At 65.1% G+C, this 20696-nt stretch carries 19 protein-coding genes and 1 pseudogene; 10 read left to right on the forward strand and 10 right to left on the reverse strand.

Features of this window, described 5'->3' with window-relative positions:
- Positions 1 to 10: 10 nt before the first annotated feature.
- A complete protein-coding gene (locus tag BMZ43_RS06730) occupies positions 11 to 1705 on the reverse strand; it encodes a DEAD/DEAH box helicase (RefSeq protein ID WP_017640485.1) in 1695 nt (564 codons plus the stop codon).
- A 281-nt stretch (positions 1706 to 1986) separates the two neighbouring features.
- Positions 1987 to 2736 carry a spermidine synthase gene (locus BMZ43_RS06735; RefSeq protein WP_017640484.1) on the reverse strand — a complete coding sequence of 250 codons (750 nt, stop codon included), beginning with the start codon at positions 2734 to 2736 and terminating at the stop codon, positions 1987 to 1989.
- 112 nt (positions 2737 to 2848) lie between these two features.
- On the opposite strand from BMZ43_RS06735, the gene BMZ43_RS06740 reads away from it, so the two are divergent.
- Positions 2849 to 4195: a class II 3-deoxy-7-phosphoheptulonate synthase gene (locus BMZ43_RS06740; protein WP_017640483.1), complete on the forward strand. Its 1347-nt coding sequence runs from the start codon at positions 2849 to 2851 to the stop codon at positions 4193 to 4195.
- Between the two features lie 19 nt (positions 4196 to 4214).
- On the opposite strand, the gene BMZ43_RS06745 is transcribed toward BMZ43_RS06740, so the two are convergent.
- Complete coding sequence (locus BMZ43_RS06745) at positions 4215 to 5414, reverse strand: winged helix-turn-helix domain-containing protein (protein WP_093251363.1); 1200 nt, start codon at positions 5412 to 5414, stop codon at positions 4215 to 4217.
- Between the two features lie 34 nt (positions 5415 to 5448).
- Entirely contained in the window at positions 5449 to 5700 is a 252-nt protein-coding gene (locus tag BMZ43_RS06750) for a DUF1127 domain-containing protein (RefSeq protein WP_017640481.1), read from the reverse strand.
- Positions 5701 to 5801: 101 nt separating this feature from the next.
- On the opposite strand from BMZ43_RS06750, the gene BMZ43_RS06755 reads away from it, so the two are divergent.
- On the forward strand, positions 5802 to 6749 hold the full coding sequence (locus BMZ43_RS06755; RefSeq protein WP_256562903.1) for a LysR substrate-binding domain-containing protein: 948 nt from the start codon (positions 5802 to 5804) through the stop codon (positions 6747 to 6749).
- A gap of 80 nt (positions 6750 to 6829) precedes the next feature.
- Here the strand turns inward: BMZ43_RS06755 and BMZ43_RS06760 are convergent, their stop codons facing one another.
- The 3 genes and pseudogenes from BMZ43_RS06760 to earP all read right to left on the reverse strand — a co-directional run.
- Entirely contained in the window at positions 6830 to 7570 is a 741-nt protein-coding gene (locus tag BMZ43_RS06760) for a sulfite exporter TauE/SafE family protein (RefSeq protein ID WP_026083774.1), read from the reverse strand.
- Between the two features lie 259 nt (positions 7571 to 7829).
- Positions 7830 to 8396 (reverse strand): elongation factor P, encoded by a 567-nt coding sequence (efp, locus tag BMZ43_RS26465; protein WP_160922794.1) that lies wholly within the window; start codon positions 8394 to 8396, stop codon positions 7830 to 7832.
- Positions 8397 to 8444: 48 nt separating this feature from the next.
- Positions 8445 to 9572, reverse strand: a pseudogene (gene earP, locus BMZ43_RS26470) (elongation factor P maturation arginine rhamnosyltransferase EarP); the annotation flags it as partial.
- 138 nt (positions 9573 to 9710) lie between these two features.
- Here earP and BMZ43_RS06770 point away from each other — a divergent pair.
- A complete protein-coding gene (locus BMZ43_RS06770) occupies positions 9711 to 10403 on the forward strand; it encodes an endonuclease (protein WP_017640477.1) in 693 nt (230 codons plus the stop codon).
- A 27-nt stretch (positions 10404 to 10430) separates the two neighbouring features.
- Here BMZ43_RS06770 and BMZ43_RS06775 read toward each other — a convergent pair whose 3' ends face one another.
- From BMZ43_RS06775 to BMZ43_RS06785, 3 genes are all read right to left on the reverse strand, one after another.
- Positions 10431 to 11042 carry a MiaE family protein gene (locus tag BMZ43_RS06775; protein ID WP_160922795.1) on the reverse strand — a complete coding sequence of 204 codons (612 nt, stop codon included), beginning with the start codon at positions 11040 to 11042 and terminating at the stop codon, positions 10431 to 10433.
- 73 nt (positions 11043 to 11115) lie between these two features.
- The gene (locus tag BMZ43_RS06780; RefSeq protein ID WP_093251370.1) at positions 11116 to 11592 is read right to left on the reverse strand and encodes a DUF1289 domain-containing protein; all 477 of its coding nucleotides are present in this window, start codon (positions 11590 to 11592) and stop codon (positions 11116 to 11118) included.
- Positions 11593 to 11688: 96 nt separating this feature from the next.
- Positions 11689 to 13134 carry an NCS1 family nucleobase:cation symporter-1 gene (locus tag BMZ43_RS06785; RefSeq protein WP_093251375.1) on the reverse strand — a complete coding sequence of 482 codons (1446 nt, stop codon included), beginning with the start codon at positions 13132 to 13134 and terminating at the stop codon, positions 11689 to 11691.
- A gap of 298 nt (positions 13135 to 13432) precedes the next feature.
- Between BMZ43_RS06785 and BMZ43_RS06790 the strand changes: the two genes are divergently transcribed.
- From BMZ43_RS06790 to kdpA, 7 genes are all read left to right on the forward strand, one after another.
- A complete protein-coding gene (locus BMZ43_RS06790; RefSeq protein WP_093251379.1) occupies positions 13433 to 14137 on the forward strand; it encodes a GntR family transcriptional regulator in 705 nt (234 codons plus the stop codon).
- 8 nt (positions 14138 to 14145) lie between these two features.
- Complete coding sequence (locus BMZ43_RS06795) at positions 14146 to 14877, forward strand: aspartate/glutamate racemase family protein (protein ID WP_093251383.1); 732 nt, start codon at positions 14146 to 14148, stop codon at positions 14875 to 14877.
- 352 nt (positions 14878 to 15229) lie between these two features.
- Positions 15230 to 17830 carry a bifunctional aconitate hydratase 2/2-methylisocitrate dehydratase gene (acnB, locus tag BMZ43_RS06800; protein WP_093251386.1) on the forward strand — a complete coding sequence of 867 codons (2601 nt, stop codon included), beginning with the start codon at positions 15230 to 15232 and terminating at the stop codon, positions 17828 to 17830.
- A 157-nt stretch (positions 17831 to 17987) separates the two neighbouring features.
- On the forward strand, positions 17988 to 18200 hold the full coding sequence (locus tag BMZ43_RS06805; protein ID WP_093251390.1) for a hypothetical protein: 213 nt from the start codon (positions 17988 to 17990) through the stop codon (positions 18198 to 18200).
- 338 nt (positions 18201 to 18538) lie between these two features.
- Complete coding sequence (locus BMZ43_RS06810; protein ID WP_017640469.1) at positions 18539 to 18757, forward strand: hypothetical protein; 219 nt, start codon at positions 18539 to 18541, stop codon at positions 18755 to 18757.
- A 142-nt stretch (positions 18758 to 18899) separates the two neighbouring features.
- Positions 18900 to 18989 carry a potassium-transporting ATPase subunit F gene (locus BMZ43_RS26025; protein ID WP_017640468.1) on the forward strand — a complete coding sequence of 30 codons (90 nt, stop codon included), beginning with the start codon at positions 18900 to 18902 and terminating at the stop codon, positions 18987 to 18989.
- Positions 18990 to 18998: 9 nt separating this feature from the next.
- A complete protein-coding gene (gene kdpA / locus BMZ43_RS06815) occupies positions 18999 to 20696 on the forward strand; it encodes a potassium-transporting ATPase subunit KdpA (RefSeq protein ID WP_093251407.1) in 1698 nt (565 codons plus the stop codon).

Consider the following 20696-nt stretch of genomic DNA (forward strand, 5'->3'; position numbering starts at 1 on the left):
ACCGCGGGAATCAATCCTCGCGATAGCGACGCAGGCGCAGGGCCTTGCCAGCTACACGGGTGTCCTTGAGCTTGGTCAGCAGACGCTCCAGGCCTTCCTCGGGCAGCTCCACCAGGCTGAAGGAGTCACGGATCTGGATGCGGCCGATGGCCTCGCGATCCATGCCGCCTTCGTTGATGATGGCACCCAGCAGGTTCTTGGCGGCAACGCCGTCACGGGCGCCCAGGGCGGTGCGGCAACGCACGCGGCCTTCCGGCAGCGGCTGCATCGGACGACGCTCGCCGCGATCCGGACGCTCGCCGCGCTCAGGGCGGTCGCCCCGCTCAGGACGCTCGCCACGGGGACGTTCGCCACGACCGGCGCCGGGGGTCAGCGGCTGCTCGCGACGCACCGACTCGATATCCAGGGCGCGGCCGCTGGTCAGTTTGGCCAGCAGGGCCGCCGCCAGGGTCGAAGGATCGCACTGCAGACGCTCGCACAGTTCCTGACGCAGGGCGCCGTGAGTGGTGTCGGCATCGGCCAGCAGCGAACCCACGCCATCGGCCAGGCGGGAGATACGGGCTTCCAGCACGGCTTCGGCGTCGGGCAGGCGGATTTCGCCGACGCGCTGACCGGTGACGCGCTCGATGACCTGCAGCATGCGGCGCTCGCGCGGGGTGACCAGCAGCAACGCACGACCTTCACGACCGGCACGGCCGGTACGACCGATCCGGTGCACATAGGATTCCGGATCGTAGGGCATGTCCACGTTCAGCACGTGGGTGATGCGCGCCACGTCCAGACCACGGGCAGCGACGTCGGTGGCGACCACGATGTCCAGCGAACCGTCCTTGAGGGACTCGATGGTCTTCTCGCGCTGGGCCTGGGGCATGTCGCCATTCAGGGCGCTGACGCGATAGCCCTGGCGCTCCAGCAGCTCGGCCAGGTCCAGGGTCGCCTGCTTGGTGCGCACGAAGGCGATCAGGGCGTCGAAGTTCTCCACTTCCAGCAGGCGCAGCACCGAGGCCGGCTTCTGGTCGGCGTGGACCATCAGGTGCGCCTGCTCGATGCGGGCGACGGTCTGGGTCTTGGCCGCGATGCGGACGTGTTGCGGCTCCTTGAGGTGACGCTCGGCGATGGCGCGGATCGACGGCGGCAGGGTCGCCGAGAACAGCACGGTCTGGCGGGATTCCGGCATGGCTTCGAAGATGAATTCGAGGTCATCCATGAAGCCCAGCTTGAGCATCTCGTCGGCTTCGTCGAGCACCAGGTGCTGGACGGTGGCCAGCAGGTTGTCGTCGCGACGCAGGTGGTCGCACAGACGACCGGGGGTGGCGACCAGTACCTGGGCACCCATGCGCAGGGACTTCAGCTGCGGGCCCATGGGCGCGCCGCCGTAGAGGGCCACGACCTTCACGCCGGGCATCTCGGTGGAATAGGTTTCGCAGGCGGTAGCCACCTGCAGGGCCAGTTCACGGGTGGGAACCAGCACCAGAATCTGGGGTTCGCGACGGGACGGGTCGAGCTGCGAGAGCAGCGGCAGAGCGAAGGCTGCGGTCTTGCCGGTACCGGTCTGCGCCTGGCCGATCATGTCGTGGCCGGCGAGGATCACCGGGATGGACTGCGACTGGATGGGCGACGGCTCTTCGTAGCCGACGGCCTTGATGGCGGCGAGGATGGCGGGATTGAGATTGAGCGCAGCGAAATTGCTGATGTCCTGGGTCATTGTCTTGCCTCGTGTGCTTCGCAAAGACCCCAAAGCCAAGAGCTGCGCTTATCCGAATGACCGAAGTCGCCCAGGCAGCCAAGGTGTGAGCTTTTTGCGAAATAAAGATGAAAAAGGGGTGGAGCGTCTAGGATTGTTCGCCGTCGGGCGAACGCACGACCGGTGTAACCATGGCGGCGGACCGGGAAGATGCAGTTCCTGAACGGAAGGTCAAAAAGACCGGGGCGAATAATACCCGAACCCTGGACATTTCTCCAGAGAACCTTGGTCTACTTTTAGGGTCAGGTTGCCGCACGCAGGTTGTTCAGATAGGCCTCCAGATCGAAGCCGATGCGCAGGCTCAGTTCGCGAACGCGCTGCCGTGTGCCAGCCTCGTCCAGCTCCTGCTCCAGGCTCGCCGGTACCAGCAGGATCACGTTGCCCTCCACCACCGGGCACTCCCAATAATGATGGCGGAACAGCCCGCGCAGCAGCGCCGCGCCCAGCGGCTTGCCGTCGGTGGCGCTCCACTGGTTGATCATCAACCAGCCGCCCGGGTTGAGCTTGGCCTGGCAGTTTTCCAGAAAGCGCCAGGCCAGGTGGGCGCTGGACGGGCCGACATCGGTGTAGAGATCGACAAAGATCAGATCTGCCGGCGCCGCGCTATCGAGCAGCTCCAGGGCATCGCCGATCCGGATCTGCAACCGCGGATCTTCGCCAAGGCCAAGATGCTGCCGTGCCAGGCGCGGCACCGCGGGGCGCAGCTCCAGGGCTTCCACCGCCTCCAGGGGCAGCCACTTGAGGCAGGCCTGAGTCAGGGTGCCGGCGCCCAGGCCGAGAAAGAGCGCCCGCTGCGGCTGCGGGTGGCAGAGCGCGCCCAGCAGCATGGCGCGGTTGTAGTCGTATTCCAGCCAGGCGGGGTCCGTGGTGAAGACGCAGCTCTGCTCCACCTCTTCGCCAAATTCAAGGAAGCGATAAGGCCCCACCTCCACCACCCGAATCCGGCCATGGTCGTCGACGACCTCTTCCAGCAACACTTCCGTCTCGACCATCACCACCCTCCTCTATAGCCGCCCATGGTAGCCGCGATGGGCACTGTCTATCGAGAGTTGTCGCTGCTATCGGTTACCATGGAAGGCTTCGTCGCACCACTCAGAGAGAATCATGTCCGCGCCCTGGAGCCCCACCAGCTGGAGAGGCCTGCCCATCCAGCAACAGCCCGAATACCCCGATCAAGCCCGTCTCGCCGATGTCGAGCGCACCCTGGCGGGTTATCCGCCTCTGGTCTTTGCTGGCGAAGCCCGCGAATTGCGCCGACAGTTCGCTGAGGTCACCCAGGGGCGGGCCTTCCTGTTGCAGGGCGGCGATTGCGCGGAAAGCTTCTTCGAATTCTCTGCCGGCAAAATTCGCGACACCTTCAAGGTGCTGCTGCAGATGGCGGTGGTCATGACCTTTGCCGCCGGCTGCCCGGTGGTCAAGGTCGGTCGCATGGCCGGCCAGTTCGCCAAGCCACGCTCTGCGAATGACGAGGTCCAGGATGGCGTCTCCCTGCCGGCCTACCGCGGCGACATCGTCAATGGCATCGACTTCACCGAAGGCAGCCGTGTCCCGGATCCGCAGCGCCTGATCCAGGCCTACAACCAGTCCACCGCGACCCTCAACCTGTTGCGCGCCTTCGCCCAGGGTGGCTTCGCCGACCTGCACCAGGTGCATCGCTGGAACCTGGACTTCATCGCCAACTCGGCCCTGGCCGACCGCTATCACCAGTTGGCGGACCGCATCGACGAGACCCTGGCGTTCATGCGCGCCTGCGGCCTGGACACCGCGCCCCAGGTCAAGGAAACCAACTTCTTCACCGCCCACGAGGCGCTGCTGCTCAACTACGAAGAAGCCTTCGTCCGCCGCGACAGCCTGACCGGCGATTGGTACGACTGCTCCGCGCACATGCTCTGGATCGGCGACCGCACCCGTCAGCCCGACGGTGCCCACGTGGAATTCCTGCGTGGCGTGAACAACCCCATCGGCGTCAAGGTCGGCCCTTCCACCACCAGCGAAGACCTGATCCGCCTGATCGACACCCTCAATCCGGAGAACGATCCAGGCCGCCTCAACCTGATCGTGCGCATGGGCGTGGGCAAGGTTGGCGATCACCTGCCGCGGCTGATCCAGACCGTCGAGCGTGAAGGCCGCCAGGTGCTGTGGAGTTCCGACCCCATGCACGGCAACACCATCAAGGCCTCCAGCGGCTACAAGACCCGGGATTTCGCCAGCGTGCTGGGCGAGGTCAAGGAGTTCTTCGGCGTGCACAAGGCCGAGGGCACCTATGCTGGCGGCATCCATATCGAAATGACCGGACAGAACGTCACCGAGTGCATCGGCGGCGCCCGTCCGGTCACCGAGGACGCCCTCTCCGATCGTTACCACACCCATTGCGATCCGCGCCTGAACGCCGATCAGTCCCTGGAACTGGCCTTCATGATCGCCGAGACGCTCAAGGGCATCCGTCGTTGAGCAGCATGCGCGGCGCTCTCTAGCGCCGCGCCACTGCCTCCCGCAAGACGTCCGCCGGCCCGTGCAATTGCAGGTCGGCGAGGCCCAGCCAGTCGGCCAGGGCCCGTAACTGCCCAGCCAGGGCATCCAGGCCTTCCTCATCCAACCCCGCCGGCTCCAGGTGCACCGCATGCACCGCCAGGCGCGACTGCGCCCGCTCGGCGCGCAGATCCACCCGCGCGGCCAGCCGCTCTCGGTAGAGAAAGGGCAGCACATAGTAGCCATAGACCCGTTTGGGCGCCGGCGTGTAGATCTCCAGTCGATAGCGGAAACCGAACAACTGCTCGGTGCGCTCGCGCTCCCAGACCAGGGAATCGAAGGGCGATAGCAATGCGGCGGCCTGCACCGGCCGCCTGGGGTTCGGGGTATCCACCACATAGGCTGGCTTCGACCAACCCTGCACCTGGATCGGCTGCAGACTGCCCTCCTCCTGCAACTCGGCGATACCCTGGCGTGCTTCGGCGGGACTCAGACGGAAGTAGTCGCGCAGCTGGACCTCGCTCGCAACCCCCAGAGCACGGGCGCTGCGCAACAGCAGTGCCCGCCGTGCGGCTTCAGGCATGGGGGCCGGAGCCGCGAGCAGCGCCGCCGGCAGTACCCGCTCGGGCAGGTCATAGAGCCGCTCGAAACCGCGCCGCCCCGCCACCGTCACCTCGCCGGCAGCGAACAGCCACTCCAGCGCCAGCTTGCCCGGACTCCAGCCCCACCAGGGACCGGCCTGCTCGGCACGCTTCGCCAGGCTGCCAGCGCCCAGAGCGCCGCGCTGCACGACCGCTTCCAGGGTCTGGGCGACGACCTGCGGCTGCTCGACGGCGAACCGTGCCAGCTGGCGATAGATGCCGACGCCCTGGCGCGCCTGCTCGCGACGCCAGCGCAACTCGGCCCAGACCTCGGCTGGCACCAGCGAGGCCTCGTGGGCCCAGCACTCATAGAGCTGGCGCTTGCGCCCCCGGCCCCAGGCCAGGGCATCGAAGTCGGCGAAGGCATAGCGGCCGAGACGACTGAACAGCGGTAGATAGTGCGAGCGCACCAGGGCGTTGACCGAGTCGATCTGCAGCACATTCAGGCGCACGGCCTGACGGTACAGGGCGGCAGCGCCCGCGCCGCCCTTGGGTTGGCTACCGAAGCCCTGGGCGCGCAAGGCCAGGCGTCTGGCCTCGCGCAGGGAAAGGCTTTCCATCCGAACTCCTGATAGCGAGAGGTGATGCTCCACCCTAGCAGGATCGGCGGCCGCCCTCCTCTGCCGGCTGCTGCCAGAAGGGCTTGTCAGCCTCCTGCCAGGCATCGGCGCGACTCAGACCCAGGTCGTGCAAGGCACTGTCATCCAGCCGATAGAGCGCACGGCGCTGACGGGAGACCTGCATCGCTCGCTGCAACCAGGCCAGGGCCCGACGCAGGCGGCAGCTGACGTCCAGATATCCACGGGCGCGAGCGAACGAATCATGGTGAGTAGCGAGCCGAGCCATGGTGAAACTCCTTCTCCAAGGGGTATGGCTCAAGTCTGGAAGCTGGCATAACATCAATCCAACGAATCTTTCTGATGCGATCCATTCACCAGGCTGATGCCATGAACTATCCCAGCATAGAGACCGATCTGTTGCGCACCTTTGTCGCCATCGCTGACCAGGGCGGCTTCACCCGTGCCGCCGAGGTGGTCAATCGCACCCAGTCGGCGGTGAGCATGCAAATGCGCAAGCTCGAAGAAGACGTACTGCAGCGGCGGCTGTTCGAGCGGGAGGGCCGCCAGGTACGCCTGACGGCGGAAGGCCAGATCCTGCTGGGCTTCGCCCGGCGGATCCTCAAGCTGCATGGCGAGGTGATGACTACCCTGCGCGAGCCGCACATGGTGGGCACGGTGCGCATCGGCACCCCCGATGACTATGTCATGAGGTTCATTCCGGGCATCCTGGCGGGCTTCGCCAAGGCCTATCCGCTGGTGCAGGTGGATGTCCACTGCGAGACCACCGCGGGCCTGCTGCAACGTCAGGACCTGGATCTGACCATCGTCACCCGCGAACCGGGCAACGAGATCGGCCTGCCCCTGCGTCGCGAGCGCTTCATCTGGGCCGAGGCGCCGGGTTTCGATATCCACCAGCGCGATCCGTTGCCGCTGGCGATGTTCAACACCTCGTGCTTTCTCAGCGAATGGGCCCGACGCGCCCTGGACAGTCGTGGGCGTGGCTATCGTCTGGCCTACAGCAGCCCGAGCCTGGCGGCGCTGCTGGGCATCGTCAAGGCGGGCCTGGCCGTCACCGCGCAATTGGAAAGCCTGTTGCCCAGCGAACTGCGCCGCCTGAGCGAAGCCGAGGGCATGCCCGATCTGCCGGCCTGCTCCATCGAACTGGTGCGCAATCCGCGCAGCGCTTCACCCATCATCGACACTCTCGCCGAGCATATCGCCGAGGGCTTTCGGCAGTGGGACTTGTCTGAAAAGTCGCCGAGCGAAGGTGAGGCAAAGCAAGAATCAGCGAGGAAGCGGATTGGACTCGCGCTCGAGTTTACAAATGGTAAATGAGCATTCTGACCGAGCTGGCGATCCAGCTGATTTTTAACGCAGCATCACCCATGCGCAGGCAGTTTTCAGACAACGTCTAATCAGCGCAGCGCCAGCAGCACCGCACACAGCAGCAGGAAGCCACAGAACAGCAGCCGCAGCAGGCGCTCTGGCAGCTGGTGCGCCAACTTCACGCCCCAGCTCACGCTGAGCAGCCCACCCAGGGCGAGCGGAATACCCACGCTCCAGTCGACCTCCCCATGCCAGGCGTAGCTGGCCAGGGTGACCCCGGTGGTAGGCAGCGCCATGGCCAGGGACATGCCCTGGGCCGCCACCTGGGTCAGGCCCATGACTCCGGCCAGGATCGGCGTGGCGATCACCGCCCCACCGACACCGAACAGCCCGCCGACCATACCCGCCACCAGCCCCAGCACGCCGAGACCCAGCCGGCTCGGCGTCGTCAGCGGCGGCTGGCCACGACGATAGAGTTGCCAGAGGTTGTAGAGCACCAGCAGGAAAAGGAAGCCGACGAAGCCGTGGCGCATCGAGCGGGCATCCAGGGACACCGCCAACGCCGTGCCCACCAGGGCCGACAGCATCCCGGCCGCGGCCAGCAGCCCGGCGCGTTGCCAGTCGATGCGGTTGCGCTGGTTGTACTTGTAGACCGACAGCAGCACGTTGGGCACCACCATCACCAGGGCGGTGCCCTGGGCCAGTTGCTGGTCGAGGCCGAACAGCAGCGCCAGCACCGGAATGGCGATCAAGCCGCCGCCGATGCCGAACAGGCCACCCACCACGCCCAGCAGCGCGCCGAGGACGACATCGATCAACAACGTAAACAGCGATTCCACGATGGCACTATCCAGCAGCGAAGAAAGGTTGAAACAGCGGTCGATCCTGGCAGACACCCAGACAGCAAAAAGCCCGGCAAGCCGGGCTTTCTGTCGAGACGCCTGGATTAGAGCCTGTTCAAAGTCTCGCGAGCTAGAGCCAAACAAGGCGAAAAGGGTTGAGGAAGCGGAGTTTACAAGTAGTAAATGAGCATTCCGAAACCATTTTCAACGCCGTTTGGCCGACGCGCAGCAGACTTTGGATAAGTTCTTAGACCTTGGCGCGCGACTTGTACTCGTTGGTACGGGTGTCGATCTCGATGTGGTCGCCGATATCGCAGAACTCGGAAACCTTCAGCTCGTAGCCATTGTTCAGGCGCGCGGTCTTCATGACCTTGCCCGAGGTGTCGCCGCGAACGGCCGGCTCGGTGTAGGCGATCTGGCGCACGATGGTGGTGGGCAGCTCGATGGAGATGACGCGGTCGTTGTAGAACACCGCTTCGCAGACGTCGGTCATGCCGTCTTCGATGAAGGCAATGGCTTCGCCCAGGTCGTCTTTCTCGACTTCGTACTGGTTGTAGTCGTTGTCGACGAACACATACAGGGGATCGGCGAAGTAGGAATAGGTCACTTCCTTGCGATCCAGAATCACCGGCTCGAGCTTGTCATCGGCGCGGAAGACGGTCTCGGTCGCGCTGCCGGAGAGCAGGCTCTTCAGCTTCATCTTGACCACTGCAGCGTTACGGCCGGACTTGTTGTATTCAGCTTTCTGGATGACCCAGGGAGCGTTGTCGATCATGGCCACTTGGCCGGCACGGAACTCTTGTGCGGTTTTCATGCGGTTATCCGTATGGATGGAAGAACGGGATTTCGAGGCGCCATATGATAGCCAATCTGTATGGAAATGCACCAGGCTGGCGGCAAGATCGCTGTGAGAAGCCATCCGATCGCTCCAATCCCGCGCCAGCAGACGCCAGTCCTCGACCTGCGCCTCCAGCGCCGACCAGGCTACTGCCAGGTCGCCGCGACCGTTCCAGGCTAGCCATAGGTCACTGACCGCAGCGCCCAGTTCAGGGGTGCCCGAGGCGACATAGCGCGCCAGAAAGGCCTCGAGCTTGACGAAGTGGGCGTCCTCTTCCTGCGGATAGATGTGCCAGACGAAGGGATGCGCCGCCCACTGGGCGCGGACGAAGGAGTCCTCGCCACGGATGGCATTGAAGTCACAGCACCACAGCAGCCGGTCGTAGTCCTGCTGGGAGACGAAGGGCAGCACCTGCACCCGCAGGGCGCCGCGACGGTGGCTGTCGCCGGCCTTGAGCCAGTCGACGCCGAGCCAGGCGGCGATGTTGGCCAGCACCCGGCCCTCCGGTACCAGCAGGCAGGTGGGGCGCGTGCCGGCGCTGAGGGCATCGAGCCAGTCGATCAGCGCCGGGTTCTCGTAGGCGAACAGCGAGAACAGTCGCTCCCCGGTCTGGCGTCGAACGCCCAGCCCAGCCAGAAAGTCGTCCCGGGCCGTGGCCGCCTGGAGGAAGCCGTCACGCTGATCGAGCAGGTCGTGCTCACGCAGCAGTCCGCCCACCTTGGCGGTGAAGCCGGGAAAGAAGAAATACTTGTTCAGCCCGGTGGGTTGCAGCGACGGCAGGGCGTGGCAGCCTTCGATCCATTCCTCCGCGCTCAGGTATTCCAAGTTCAGCCAGAGCGGTCGCTCGGCGCGACGCGCCATGGCCGTGACGAAGCCGTCCGGCAGCTGGCAGGCGAAGGCCTCCACCACCACGTCGCCCGGCTCCGCTGCGGCCCAATCGGCGTGCCAGAGACGCACCTCGACGCCACGGTGCCATTGCTGCTCGGCCGCGCCATCGACCCCCGGCTGGATGCGTGCCAGGGGATAGAGGTCGTCGATCCAGAGGCGGACCTGCTGGTCATGTTCGGCGACCAGCTGATGGGCCAGGCGCCAGGTGATGCCGGCGTCACCATAGTTGTCCACCACAGTGCAGAAGATGTCCCAGGCTGCCATGCCATACCTCTAAGTCATTGATATCGAATCGTGTTCTGCGCCCTTGCCAGGCGGTCGCGAGGCGGATTCCAGTGAACCCAATCACACCGCGACCCCAAGCGGGTCGGTAGTATCCGCGCTTTTTCGGACGGATTCTCCATGTCGTTGCGCCCCGCCCTGCTGTTCTGCCTGAGCCTGGCTTCCTTGAGCGCCCTGGCGACCCCCCAGCCGCCTCGCACCTTCAGCGAAGCCAAGGTGGTCGCGGCCAAGGTCTATGCCAAGCAGGGCGTGGATTTCTATTGCGGTTGCCACTACAACGGCAAGACCGTGGACCTCAAGAGCTGTGGCTACGTCCCGCGCAAGAGCGCCCAGCGCGCCAGCCGCATCGAATGGGAACACATCGTGCCGGCCTGGGTGATCGGCCATCAGCGCCAATGCTGGCAGAAAGGCGGCCGCAAGAACTGCACTGCCAACGATCCGGTGTACCAGAAGGCCGAAGCCGATCTCTTCAACCTGGTGCCGGTGGTCGGCGAGGTCAATGGCGATCGCAGCAACTTCGCCTTCGGCTGGCTGCCGCAGAAACCGAGCCAATACGGTGCCTGCCAGATGGTGGTGGACTTCAAGGCCAAGACCGCCATGCCGCGCCCGGAGATCCGCGGCATGGTGGCGCGCACCTACTTCTACATGAGCGACCGCTACGGCCTGCGCCTGTCCAAGCAGGACCGCCAGCTTTATACCGCCTGGACCAAGCAGTATCCGCCGGAAGCCTGGGAGCGCCAGCGCAACCAACGGCTGGCCTGCATCATGGGGCGTGGCAATCCCTATGTAGGCGAGACCAAGGCCTGCAAGTAAGGCGGTGCAGAGCCAGTTCAAAGGCTCTCAGGCTGCGGAGGGGATGCCGCTATGGAATCTCAGCTCGCGGTCGCTGGAGGTGATCAGCTCCACTTCCAGGGCGCGCACCTCGGCGATCTTGGCGTCGACGTCGTCGCGCTCGCCATAGAGATAGGCGAGCTTGAGATAGTCCTGGAAATGCCGGGCCTCGGAGGCCAGCAGGCCGCTATAGAACTTGCCCAGCTCCGCGTCCAGGTGGGGCGCCACAGCACCGAAGCGTTCACAGGAGCGACACTCGATGAAGGCGCCGATCACCAGGCTGTCGGTCAGCTTCAGCGGCTCGTGGTTGCGACAGAGCTTGCGCAGGGCACCGGCATAGCGGGCCGAACTGACGTTGCGGTGCTCGATGCCACGGCGCTTCATGATTTGCAGCACCTGCTCGAAATGGCGCAGCTCTTCACGGGCGATGCGGGACATCTTCCAGGACAGCTCGGCGCGATTGGAATAGGTGAACAGATAGTGAAAGGCGGCGCCAGCGGCCTTCTTCTCGTTGTTGGCGTGGTCCTGCAGCAGCGTCGGCAGGTCCTGCAGCGCGGCCTCGACCCAGGCATCCGGCGTGCGGCAACCGAGGAATTCGTTCATCTCGGGCAAGGACATCAGCGTAATCCCGTGCAAAAGCCGCGCATTATAGAGAAAGGCGCGCGTCTGGGCAGCGCCACTCGCCCGGCAGCACTCAGACGCGGCTGTCGACGCCTTCGAGCAGGAAGCGTGGGGCGATGTAGCGATCGTAGTGAGCTTCGGACAGGAGGAAGAATTCCCGGTCGATGGCGTCACGCAGATCGGCAAGGGGGCGCTCGCGAAATTCCGGCAAGAGGCGCACGCCATAGGCATCCAGCTGCTGGATGTGGCGCGCACCGCGGGCCAGCAGCTGGTAGGCCCAGCAGTATTCCGACTGATCCGGCCGGAAGCGGATGCTGCGCTGCTGCAATTGCTGGCGCAAGAGCCGCGGATCGAAGACATCGACCTTGGCCGACACCACCTGCACCAGCAGCAATTCCAGACGCGCCCAGACGGCGCGGCGCTCTTCTTCGCCGTAGAGATTCCAGTTCACCACCTCGTGGTGGAATCTCTTGCAGCCACGGCAGACGTGGTCGCCGAACATCGTCGAGCACAGGCCGATACAGGGCGTCTTGATGACAGGAGCGGGCATGGGCGGCAAGCCTTGGAGCAAAACGCCTAGTCTAGCCGGAAACGTCGACGACCGGCGCGGGCCACCCGCGCCGGTCGTGCAGAACCCCAGGCCAAATCACACCGCGGCGACGCTCCGGCTTGGCAGCGGATTGGCGCTACGGCGGCTCAGCCCGTAGAAGAACAGCCCGCCCAGGAAGCAGCCGGTGAACCAGGCGAAGTTGGCGATGGGCTTGAACCAGGGCACGAAGGTGAAGCACAGCCCGATCAGCGCCGCGGCCACCAGTGCCTGGACCGCGACCCAATTGACGCCGCCGCTATACCAGTAGGCGCCACTCGGGCTGTCGTCGAACAGCGCATCGACATCGATGCGGCCCTTGCGCAGCAGGTAGTAGTCCACCAGCAGGATGCCGAACAGCGGGCCGATGCAGGATGCCAGGACGTCCAGGGTGTAGTGGATCACCTCGGGGTTGTTGAACAGATTCCAAGGGGTGAGAAAGATCGAGGCCACCGCGGCGATCATGCCGCCCGCGCGCCAGCTGATCTTGCTCGGGGCCACGTTGGCGAAGTCGAAGGCGGGCGAAACGAAGTTGGCGACGATGTTGATGCCGATGGTGGCGGTGACGAAGGTGAAGGCACCCAGCAGCACCGCGGTGGTGTTGTCGATGCGGGCCACGGTGGCGATGGGATCGTGGATCATCTCGCCGAACACCGGAAGGGTGCCGGAGACGATCACCACGGTGACCAGGGAAAAGGCCAGGAAGTTGATCGGCAGGCCCCAGAAATTCCCGCGACGAACGTCCTGCATGGAGCGGCAGTAGCGGCTGAAGTCACCGAAGTTGAGCGTGGGCCCGGAGAAATAGGACACCACCAGGGCGATGGCGACGATCACCTGGCCAAAGGCCGCCCAGCCGGTCAGCTGCTTTTCCGCCAGGGTAAAGCTGATATTGCTCCAGCCGGCGCGCCAGACGATCCAGGCGGCGAGCAGGAACATCACCGCATAGACGGCAGGGCCAGCCCAGTCGATGAAGCGGCGAATGGACTCCATGCCGGCCCAGAACACGCAGGCCTGCAGGAACCAGAGGGTCAGGAAGCCACCCCAGCCCAGGTAGGAAAGACCCAGGAAATCGCTGTCGCCATAGACCGCCAGCGCGGGGAAGAAGCGCAGCACCACGATGACCAGGGCGCTGGAGGCCAGGTAGGTCTGGATGCCGTACCAGGCCACCGCGATCAGGCCACGGATCACCGCTGGAATGTTCGCGCCGAAGACGCCGAAGGCCAGCCGGCAGACCACCGGATAGGGTACGCCGGCCTGCTGGCTGGGCCGGGCGACCAGATTGGCGATGACCTGAACGATGCAGATCCCCACCAGCAGCGCGATCAACACCTGCCAGCTGGCCAGCCCCAGGGCGAACAGGCTGGCGGCGAAGACATAGCCACCGACGCTGTGCACGTCGCTCATCCAGAAGGCGAAGATGTTGTACCAGCTCCATTTCTGCTCGACCGGGCCGAGGTCTTCGTTGTACAGACGTGGGCTGTAGCCCGGGGGAATCTGCTGGTTCATGAATCGCCTCCTCCATGGTGGCGGGTACCTGCATACGGCGCCCGCCTTGTTTTGTATACAATCCCACCGAGCAGAGACCGTGCCAGTTACCGCGAAATACCTTTAACTCGCTGGCTCACTAGGGATTTTTCACAGGAAGAGCTACCAATGCAGCATTCCAGACGTTACCGGACGTGCACTCCCCTGGGGCGTTTGGTGGCAGACAGGCGCTACCTTGGCGCACAGAGTCGACCAGATTCCCCCATCGTCGAGGCCCCATAACTTGTATACAATATAGGCAAATCGCCGGAGCCAGCCCATGAGTGCAGTACCCTCGCCGCTCGCCGTTGCCGCCTCGCCCCGGGACGAGCGGATCTACCAGGACATCCTCGACGCCATCGTCGAGCATCGCCTGACTCCGGGCACCCGGCTGCCGGAAGACACCCTGGCGGAAACCTTCGGCATCAGCCGCACCGGCATTCGCAAGGTGCTGCAGCGGCTGGCCCTGGAACGCCTGGTGACCCTGCGCGCCAATCGCGGTGCCCAGGTCGCCCAGCCCAGCGCCAAGGAAGCCCAGGACATCCTCGCCGCACGCCAGCTGATCGAACCGGCGCTGATGCCCCTGGTGGCCGCACGGGTCGACAGCGCCCAGCTCGCGCCCCTGCGGCAGCTGTGCCTCGAGGAGCACGAGGCCCAGCATGGCGGCCGCCACAGCCTGGCGATCCAGCTGTCCGCGCGCTTCCACGTCGAACTCGCCGCCCTCGCCGACAATCAGGTGCTGACCGAGCAGGTCGCCCAACTGGCCAGTCGCTCCTCGCTGCTGATCGCCATCTATGGCTCGCGGCACAGTCTGGGTTGCGATTGCGGCCAGCACGAAGACCTGCTGGACCTGCTCATCCAGGGCAAGGGCGCGGCCGCCAGCGACTGGATGGCGCAGCATCTGCGCCTGATCCGCGAATCCCTGCGGATCGACCGGCCTGTGGCCGCCGAGCCCGATTTCCGCAGCATCTTCAAACGCAGTTGAGGCGTCCCATGCAGATTCAGGTCATCAATCCCAATACCAGCGCCAACATGACCGCCAAGATCGGTCGCGCAGCCCAGGCCATCGCCCGTCCGGGTACCACCATTCTCGCCAGCAACCCCGAAGCCGGTCCGGTTTCCATCGAGAGTCACTACGACGAAGCCGTGGCTGCGGTTGGCGTGATCGAGGAAATGCGCAAGGGCGTCGACGCGGGCTGCGCGGCCCATGTCATCGCCTGCTTCGGCGATCCGGGCCTGCTGGCCGCGCGGGAAATGGCCAAGGGGCCGGTGCTGGGTATCGCCGAGGCCGGTTTTCACCTGGCCAGCCTGCTGGCCACCCGCTTCGCCGTGGTGACCACCCTCACCCGCACCCGCATCATCGCCGAGCACCTGCTGCAGCGTTACGGCTTTGCCGAGCTGTGCACCTCGGTGCGCTGCATCGACCTGCCGGTGCTGGCGTTGGAGGCCGCCGACGACAGCCTGATCGAGCTGATCGCCGCCGAGGGGCGTCGCGCCCGGGACGAGGAAGGTGCCGGGGCCATCGTGCTGGGCTGTGGCGGCATGGCCGATCTGCGCGAAGCCCTGAGCGAGGCCATCGGCATTCCGGTGATCGAAGGTGTCAGCGCCGCGGTCAAGCTGGCCGAATCCTTGGTCGACCTGGGCCTGGGCACCAGCAAGCACGGTGACCTGGCCTATCCCATCGCCAAGCCCTTCAGCGGACGCTTCGCGCATCTGGGTCGCTAGGCTACGGCCAAGGTCTAACGGCGTGACGCACACGATGCGACAACGCGGCGCTTAACTTCGTCAGAGGCTTGGCGTAGAATTAGGCAGCCTTATAGGCGCAATGTCCGATACGAAGCTGTTTTCAAAGCGTCACGAGCAAAGTATCCGGCGATCCGGCAGCGGCGGCCTCATCAACCGCCTGCTGCCGATTAGCTCTCCAGCAGCCGGCGTAAAACTTTGAAAACAGCTTCCAGCGGAATGCGTCCGGCGCGACGGCGGTCCTGCCCGCAGCCTCCCCCGTCATACCCTGCCGGATACATTTCGGGGCGCCAGCCCCCGGACGCAATATTGGACCACTGATGAGGGTCAACCTGTGCTTGAAGCCTATCGTAAACACGTAGAAGAGCGTGCCGCCCAGGGCATCGTGCCCCAGCCGCTGAACGCCGAACAAACGGCCGGTCTGGTCGAACTGCTGAAGAATCCCCCGGCCGGTGAGGAAGAATTCCTCGTCGACCTCATTACCAACCGCGTACCGCCGGGCGTCGACGAAGCCGCCTACGTGAAGGCCGGTTTCCTCTCCGCCATCGCCAAGGGCGAAGCCCAGTCCCCGCTGATCTCCCGTCAGCGCGCTACCGAGCTGCTGGGCACCATGCAGGGCGGCTACAACATCGCCACCCTGGTCGAGCTGCTGGACGACGCCGAACTGGGCGCCGTGGCCGCCGAGCAACTCAAGCACACCCTGCTGATGTTCGACGCCTTCCACGACGTGGCCGAGAAAGCCAAGGCGGGCAATGCCCACGCCAATGCCGTCATGCAGTCCTGGGCCGAAGGCGAGTGGTACAAGAAGCGTCCGGAAATCGCCGAGAAGTACACCCTGACCGTGTTCAAGGTGCCAGGCGAGACCAACACCGACGACCTCTCCCCCGCCCCTGACGCCTGGTCGCGTCCGGACATCCCGCTGCACGCCCTGGCCATGCTGAAGATGGCCCGCGACGGCATCGTGCCCGAGCAACAAGGCAGCATCGGTCCGCTCAAGCAGATCGAGGAAGTGCGTGCCAAGGGCTTCCCGGTCGCCTACGTCGGTGACGTGGTCGGCACCGGTTCTTCCCGCAAGTCCGCCACCAACTCGGTGCTGTGGTTCTTCGGCGACGACATCCCCTACGTGCCCAACAAGCGCGCGGGCGGTTTCTGCTTCGGCTCCAAGATCGCGCCGATCTTCTACAACACCATGGAAGACGCCGGTGCCCTGCCGATCGAATTCGACGTGTCTGAGCTGGAAATGGGCGACGTCATCGACGTCTATCCCAAGGCTGGCAAGGTCACCCGCCATGGCAGCGACGAGGTGCTCGCCACCTTCGAACTCAAGACCCCCGTGCTGCTGGACGAAGTCCGCGCCGGCGGCCGTATCCCGCTGATCGTCGGCCGTGGCCTGACCGAGAAGGCGCGTGCCGAACTGGGCATGGGTCCGACCGACCTGTTCAACAAGCCGGACCAGCCGGCCGAGAGCAGCAAGGGCTACACCCTGGCGCAGAAGATGGTCGGCAAGGCCTGCGGCGTCGAGGGCGTGCGCCCCGGCACCTACTGCGAGCCGAAGATGACCACCGTCGGCTCCCAGGACACCACCGGCCCGATGACCCGCGACGAGCTGAAGGACCTGGCCTGCCTGGGCTTCTCGGCTGACCTGGTGATGCAGTCCTTCTGCCATACCGCGGCCTATCCCAAGCCCATCGACGTCAAGACCCACCACACCCTGCCGGATTTCATCCGCACCCGTGGCGGTGTTTCCCTGCGTCCGGGCGACGGCATCATCCACAGCTGGCTGAACCGCATGCTGCTGCCCGACACCGTCGGCACCGGTGGCGATTCCCACACCCGCTTCCCGATCGGCATCTCCTTCCCGGCCGGTTCCGGTCTGGTGGCCTTCGCCGCGGCCACCGGCGTCATGCCGCTGGACATGCCGGAGTCGGTACTGGTGCGCTTCAAGGGCAAGATGCAGCCCGGGATCACCCTGCGTGACCTGGTGCATGCCATCCCCTACTACGCCATCCAGAAGGGCCTGCTGACCGTCGAGAAGAAAGGCAAGAAGAACATCTTCTCCGGCCGCATCCTCGAGATCGAAGGCCTGGAAGACCTGACCGTGGAGCAGGCGTTCGAGCTGTCCGATGCCTCCGCCGAGCGTTCCGCCGCCGGTTGCACCATCAAGCTGTCGCCGGAGTCCATCACCGAGTACCTGCAGTCCAACATCACCCTGCTGCGCTGGATGATCGAGGAAGGCTACGGTGACCCGCGCACCCTGGAGCGCCGTGCGCGCGCCATGGAAGCCTGGATCGCCAACCCGGAACTGCTCGCCGCCGATGCCGACGCCGAATACAGCGAAGTCATCGAGATCGACCTGTCCGAGGTCAACGAGCCGGTGCTTTGCGCGCCCAACGATCCGGACGACGCCCGCCTGCTATCCCAGGTGGCCGGCGACAAGATCGACGAGGTATTCATCGGCTCCTGCATGACCAACATCGGTCACTTCCGCGCCGCCGGCAAGCTGCTGGACAAGGTCAAGGGCTCGATTCCGACCCGCCTGTGGCTGTCGCCGCCGACCAAGATGGACCAGCACCAGCTGACCGAGGAAGGCTACTACGGCATCTACGGCAAGGCTGGCGCACGCATGGAAATGCCGGGCTGCTCGCTGTGCATGGGCAACCAGGCCCGCGTAGCCGCCAACGCCACCGTGGTCTCCACCTCCACCCGTAACTTCCCCAACCGCCTGGGCGACGGCGCCAACGTCTACCTGGCGTCGGCGGAACTGGCCGCGGTGGCCTCGATCCTGGGCAAGCTGCCCACCGTCGAGGAATACATGGAATACGCGAAGAGCATCGACAGCATGGCCGCGGACGTCTACCGCTACCTGAGCTTCGACCAGATCGCCGAATTCCGTGAAAGCGCCGAGAAGGCCCGTATCGCCGCCGTCGAAGTCTGACGTTAGCGTTAGGTACTGAAAAACCGCCCTTCGGGGCGGTTTTTTATTGCGCCGCGATCCTGGCTGTCCAGGACAGCTGCCTCCCCTTGAACCGGTCTTAAGCGGCGGTTAACCCAAACGCCCTACCCTCAAGTTTTCCATCTACCGAGATCACCCCATGAAACGTCTTGTTATCGTGAGCCTATCCACCCTGCTGCTCGGTCTCAGTCAGACGACGATGGCAGCGGGTTGTATCAAGGGCGCCGTGGTTGGCGGCGTGGCGGGGCATGTGGCCGGTCACCACGCCATCGCCGGTGCCGTCGCCGGTTGCGTCATCGGCCATCACCTGGCGGCGAAGGCCAAGGAAGAGCAGCAGCACGGTCATTCCTGAATGCGATGAGGCGCTTTCCAGCGGTGGACATGAGTCGCTATCAGCATCGCGACTATTCACCGAAGCAGCCATTCGCACAGCGCCTGAGACGGCTTTAACGCAGACTCTTCACGCTCTCCCAAGCCCAGTCCGTATCGCGGCCATGGCCCGCTCCTTCAGCTTCAGGCATGGCTGTAGGAGCGGGCCATGGCCGCGATATCGATAGTCCGCCAACGACCCAGGTGATTAATGGCGTCCAGGGCGACTTGGCGGCCAAGCTGTAGCGCAGGAGAACTGGCGAGGCTCGGCAAGGTCAATTGTTACAGGACATTACTTCGCACCCACGAGAGGTCGCCACCATGAAGCTCCTGCCTACCCTTGCCCTTTCCGCTCTGCTACTCGGCGCCAGCCAAGCCACCTTTGCCGCTGGCTGCGTCAAGGGCGCCGTGGTCGGGGGCGCCGCGGGTCATGTCGCCGGTGGTCACGGCGTTGCCGGCGCCGCCGCGGGCTGCGCCATCGGGCACCATGAGGCCAACAAGAAGGCCAAGGAAGACCAGCAGGCCGCGCCCAAGCAATAGTCGCAAGGCCCCGCCAGCCCTGGCGGGCGGGGCCGATTTAACGCTTTCTTTACGCCCCGTCACCGCTCCCCGCCTCGCTTCTTTACACCCCTCCTCCCGACAATTTCTCCACGCGGCAACGGCCGTCTCTGGAGAACTCGTGATGACCCCCTGGAATCTTCTGGCCCTGCTCTTGGCACTGGGTCTGTTCGTCTATCTGCTGGCGGCGCTGCTACGCGCCGGCCGATCCTAGGGAGGCGGCATGGACAGCCAAGCCGCGTTCCTGATCCTGGCCTTCCTGGCCCTGACCTTTCTTCCTGCCCCTTTCCTGGGGCGTTACTTCTACCGTGCGTTGGAAGGCGAGCGGACCTGGCTGACCTTTGTCGGCGGCCCGTTGGAGCGCCTGACGCTGAAGGTGGCGGGCTCAGATGGTCGCGGCCAGGACTGGCGCACCTATGCCATCGCCCTGGTGCTGTTCAATGGGCTGGGCATCGGGCTGTTGTTCGCCATCCTCGTACTCCAGGGCGGTCTGCCGTTGAATCCGCAGCATCTGCCCGGGCTGGAATGGACCCTGGCGCTGAACACCGCCATCAGCTTCGTCACCAACACCAACTGGCAGGCCTATAGCGGCGAAGCCTCGCTGAGCTATTTCAGCCAGATGGTCGGCCTGGGCGTGCAGAACTTCGTCAGCGCCGCGGTGGGCGTGGCCGTGCTCGCCGCCCTAGCCCGCGGCATCACCCGCCGCAGCGTGCAGGAAATCGGCAATTTCTGGGTGGACCTGTTTCGCGCGGTCTTCTATATCCTGCTGCCCCTGTGCGTGCCACTCGCTCTGCTGCTGATCTGGCAGGGCGTCCCCCAGACCTTCGCCGCCTACGTCGATGCCACCACCCTGCAGGGGGCCAGCCAGACCCTGCCGCTGGGTCCGGCCGCCAGCCAGATCGCCATCAAGCAACTGGGTACCAATGGCGGCGGGTTCTTTGGCGTCAACTCGGCGCATCCGTTCGAGAACCCCACGGCGCTGAGCGATCTGCTGGAGCTGTCGGCCATCCTGATGATTCCGGCGGCCCTGGTGTTCAGCTTCGGTCACTACGTCAAGGATCGGCGGCAGAGCTGGGCGATCTTCGCCGCCATGTTCGGCCTGCTGGTGGTTGGAGGCGGCGTGGCCATCGGTGCCCAGAACCACGCCAACCCCGCGCTGGCCGGCCTGGCGATCACCCAGGGGGCGTCCCTGGAAGGCCTGGAGACCCGCTTCGGCGGTACGGCGTCAGCACTCTGGGCAACAGTGACCACCGCCGCGTCCAACGGCTCGGTGAATGCCATGCACGACAGCCTGGCACCCCTGACCGGACTGATCGCGCTGTTCAACATGATGCTCGGCGAGGTGATATTCGGCGGCGTCGGGGCTGGTCTCTACGGCATGCTGCTCAACGTGCTGATCGCCGTCTTCATCGCCGGCCTCATGGTCGGCCGCACGCCGGAGTACCTGGGTAAGAAGCTGGAAGCCCCCGAGGTGCGACTGCTGGTGGCGACCCTGCTGGTCATGCCGCTGGGCGTGCTGGTGCTGGGCGCCATCGCCGCCAGCGTTCCGGCCGGCGTGGCCGGGATCGGCGCCACGGGTCCCCATGGCTTCAGCCAGCTGCTCTATGCCTACACCTCGGCCACGGCCAACAACGGCTCGGCCTTTGGCGGCTTCAGCGCCAATACGCCCTTCCACAACCTGATGCTGAGCCTGGCGCTGCTGATCGGTCGCTTCGGCTACGTCCTGCCGGTCCTGGCCATTGCCGGCAGCCTGGCGGCCAAGCGTGCCGTCCCGCTCGGCCCCAACAGCTTCCCCACCCACGGCCCGCTGTTCGTCACCCTGCTGGTGATCACCCTGCTGCTGGTGGGCGGCCTGACCTTCCTGCCGACGCTCGCCCTGGGGCCGATCACCGACCATCTGCAACTGTTCGGAGTCCGCTGA

Origin of the sequence: Pseudomonas sp. Snoq117.2 (assembly GCF_900110545.1) — a bacterium.
Taxonomy (GTDB): Bacteria; Pseudomonadota; Gammaproteobacteria; order Pseudomonadales; family Pseudomonadaceae; genus Chryseomonas; species Chryseomonas benzopyrenica.

What these genes read in the sequence shown, in the direction of transcription:
- BMZ43_RS06730 (WP_017640485.1), bottom strand. Translation starts at nt 1,705, where the DNA reads ATGACCCAGGACATCAGCAATTTCGCTGCGCTCAATCTCAATCCCGCC.
- BMZ43_RS06735 (WP_017640484.1), bottom strand. Translation starts at nt 2,736, where the DNA reads ATGGTCGAGACGGAAGTGTTGCTGGAAGAGGTCGTCGACGACCATGGC.
- BMZ43_RS06740 (WP_017640483.1), top strand. Translation starts at nt 2,849, where the DNA reads ATGTCCGCGCCCTGGAGCCCCACCAGCTGGAGAGGCCTGCCCATCCAG.
- BMZ43_RS06745 (WP_093251363.1), bottom strand. Translation starts at nt 5,414, where the DNA reads ATGGAAAGCCTTTCCCTGCGCGAGGCCAGACGCCTGGCCTTGCGCGCC.
- BMZ43_RS06750 (WP_017640481.1), bottom strand. Translation starts at nt 5,700, where the DNA reads ATGGCTCGGCTCGCTACTCACCATGATTCGTTCGCTCGCGCCCGTGGA.
- BMZ43_RS06755 (WP_256562903.1), top strand. Translation starts at nt 5,802, where the DNA reads ATGAACTATCCCAGCATAGAGACCGATCTGTTGCGCACCTTTGTCGCC.
- efp (WP_160922794.1), bottom strand. Translation starts at nt 8,396, where the DNA reads ATGAAAACCGCACAAGAGTTCCGTGCCGGCCAAGTGGCCATGATCGAC.
- BMZ43_RS06770 (WP_017640477.1), top strand. Translation starts at nt 9,711, where the DNA reads ATGTCGTTGCGCCCCGCCCTGCTGTTCTGCCTGAGCCTGGCTTCCTTG.
- BMZ43_RS06780 (WP_093251370.1), bottom strand. Translation starts at nt 11,592, where the DNA reads ATGCCCGCTCCTGTCATCAAGACGCCCTGTATCGGCCTGTGCTCGACG.
- BMZ43_RS06785 (WP_093251375.1), bottom strand. Translation starts at nt 13,134, where the DNA reads ATGAACCAGCAGATTCCCCCGGGCTACAGCCCACGTCTGTACAACGAA.
- BMZ43_RS06790 (WP_093251379.1), top strand. Translation starts at nt 13,433, where the DNA reads ATGAGTGCAGTACCCTCGCCGCTCGCCGTTGCCGCCTCGCCCCGGGAC.
- BMZ43_RS06795 (WP_093251383.1), top strand. Translation starts at nt 14,146, where the DNA reads ATGCAGATTCAGGTCATCAATCCCAATACCAGCGCCAACATGACCGCC.
- BMZ43_RS06805 (WP_093251390.1), top strand. Translation starts at nt 17,988, where the DNA reads ATGAAACGTCTTGTTATCGTGAGCCTATCCACCCTGCTGCTCGGTCTC.
- BMZ43_RS06810 (WP_017640469.1), top strand. Translation starts at nt 18,539, where the DNA reads ATGAAGCTCCTGCCTACCCTTGCCCTTTCCGCTCTGCTACTCGGCGCC.
- BMZ43_RS26025 (WP_017640468.1), top strand. Translation starts at nt 18,900, where the DNA reads ATGACCCCCTGGAATCTTCTGGCCCTGCTCTTGGCACTGGGTCTGTTC.
- kdpA (WP_093251407.1), top strand. Translation starts at nt 18,999, where the DNA reads ATGGACAGCCAAGCCGCGTTCCTGATCCTGGCCTTCCTGGCCCTGACC.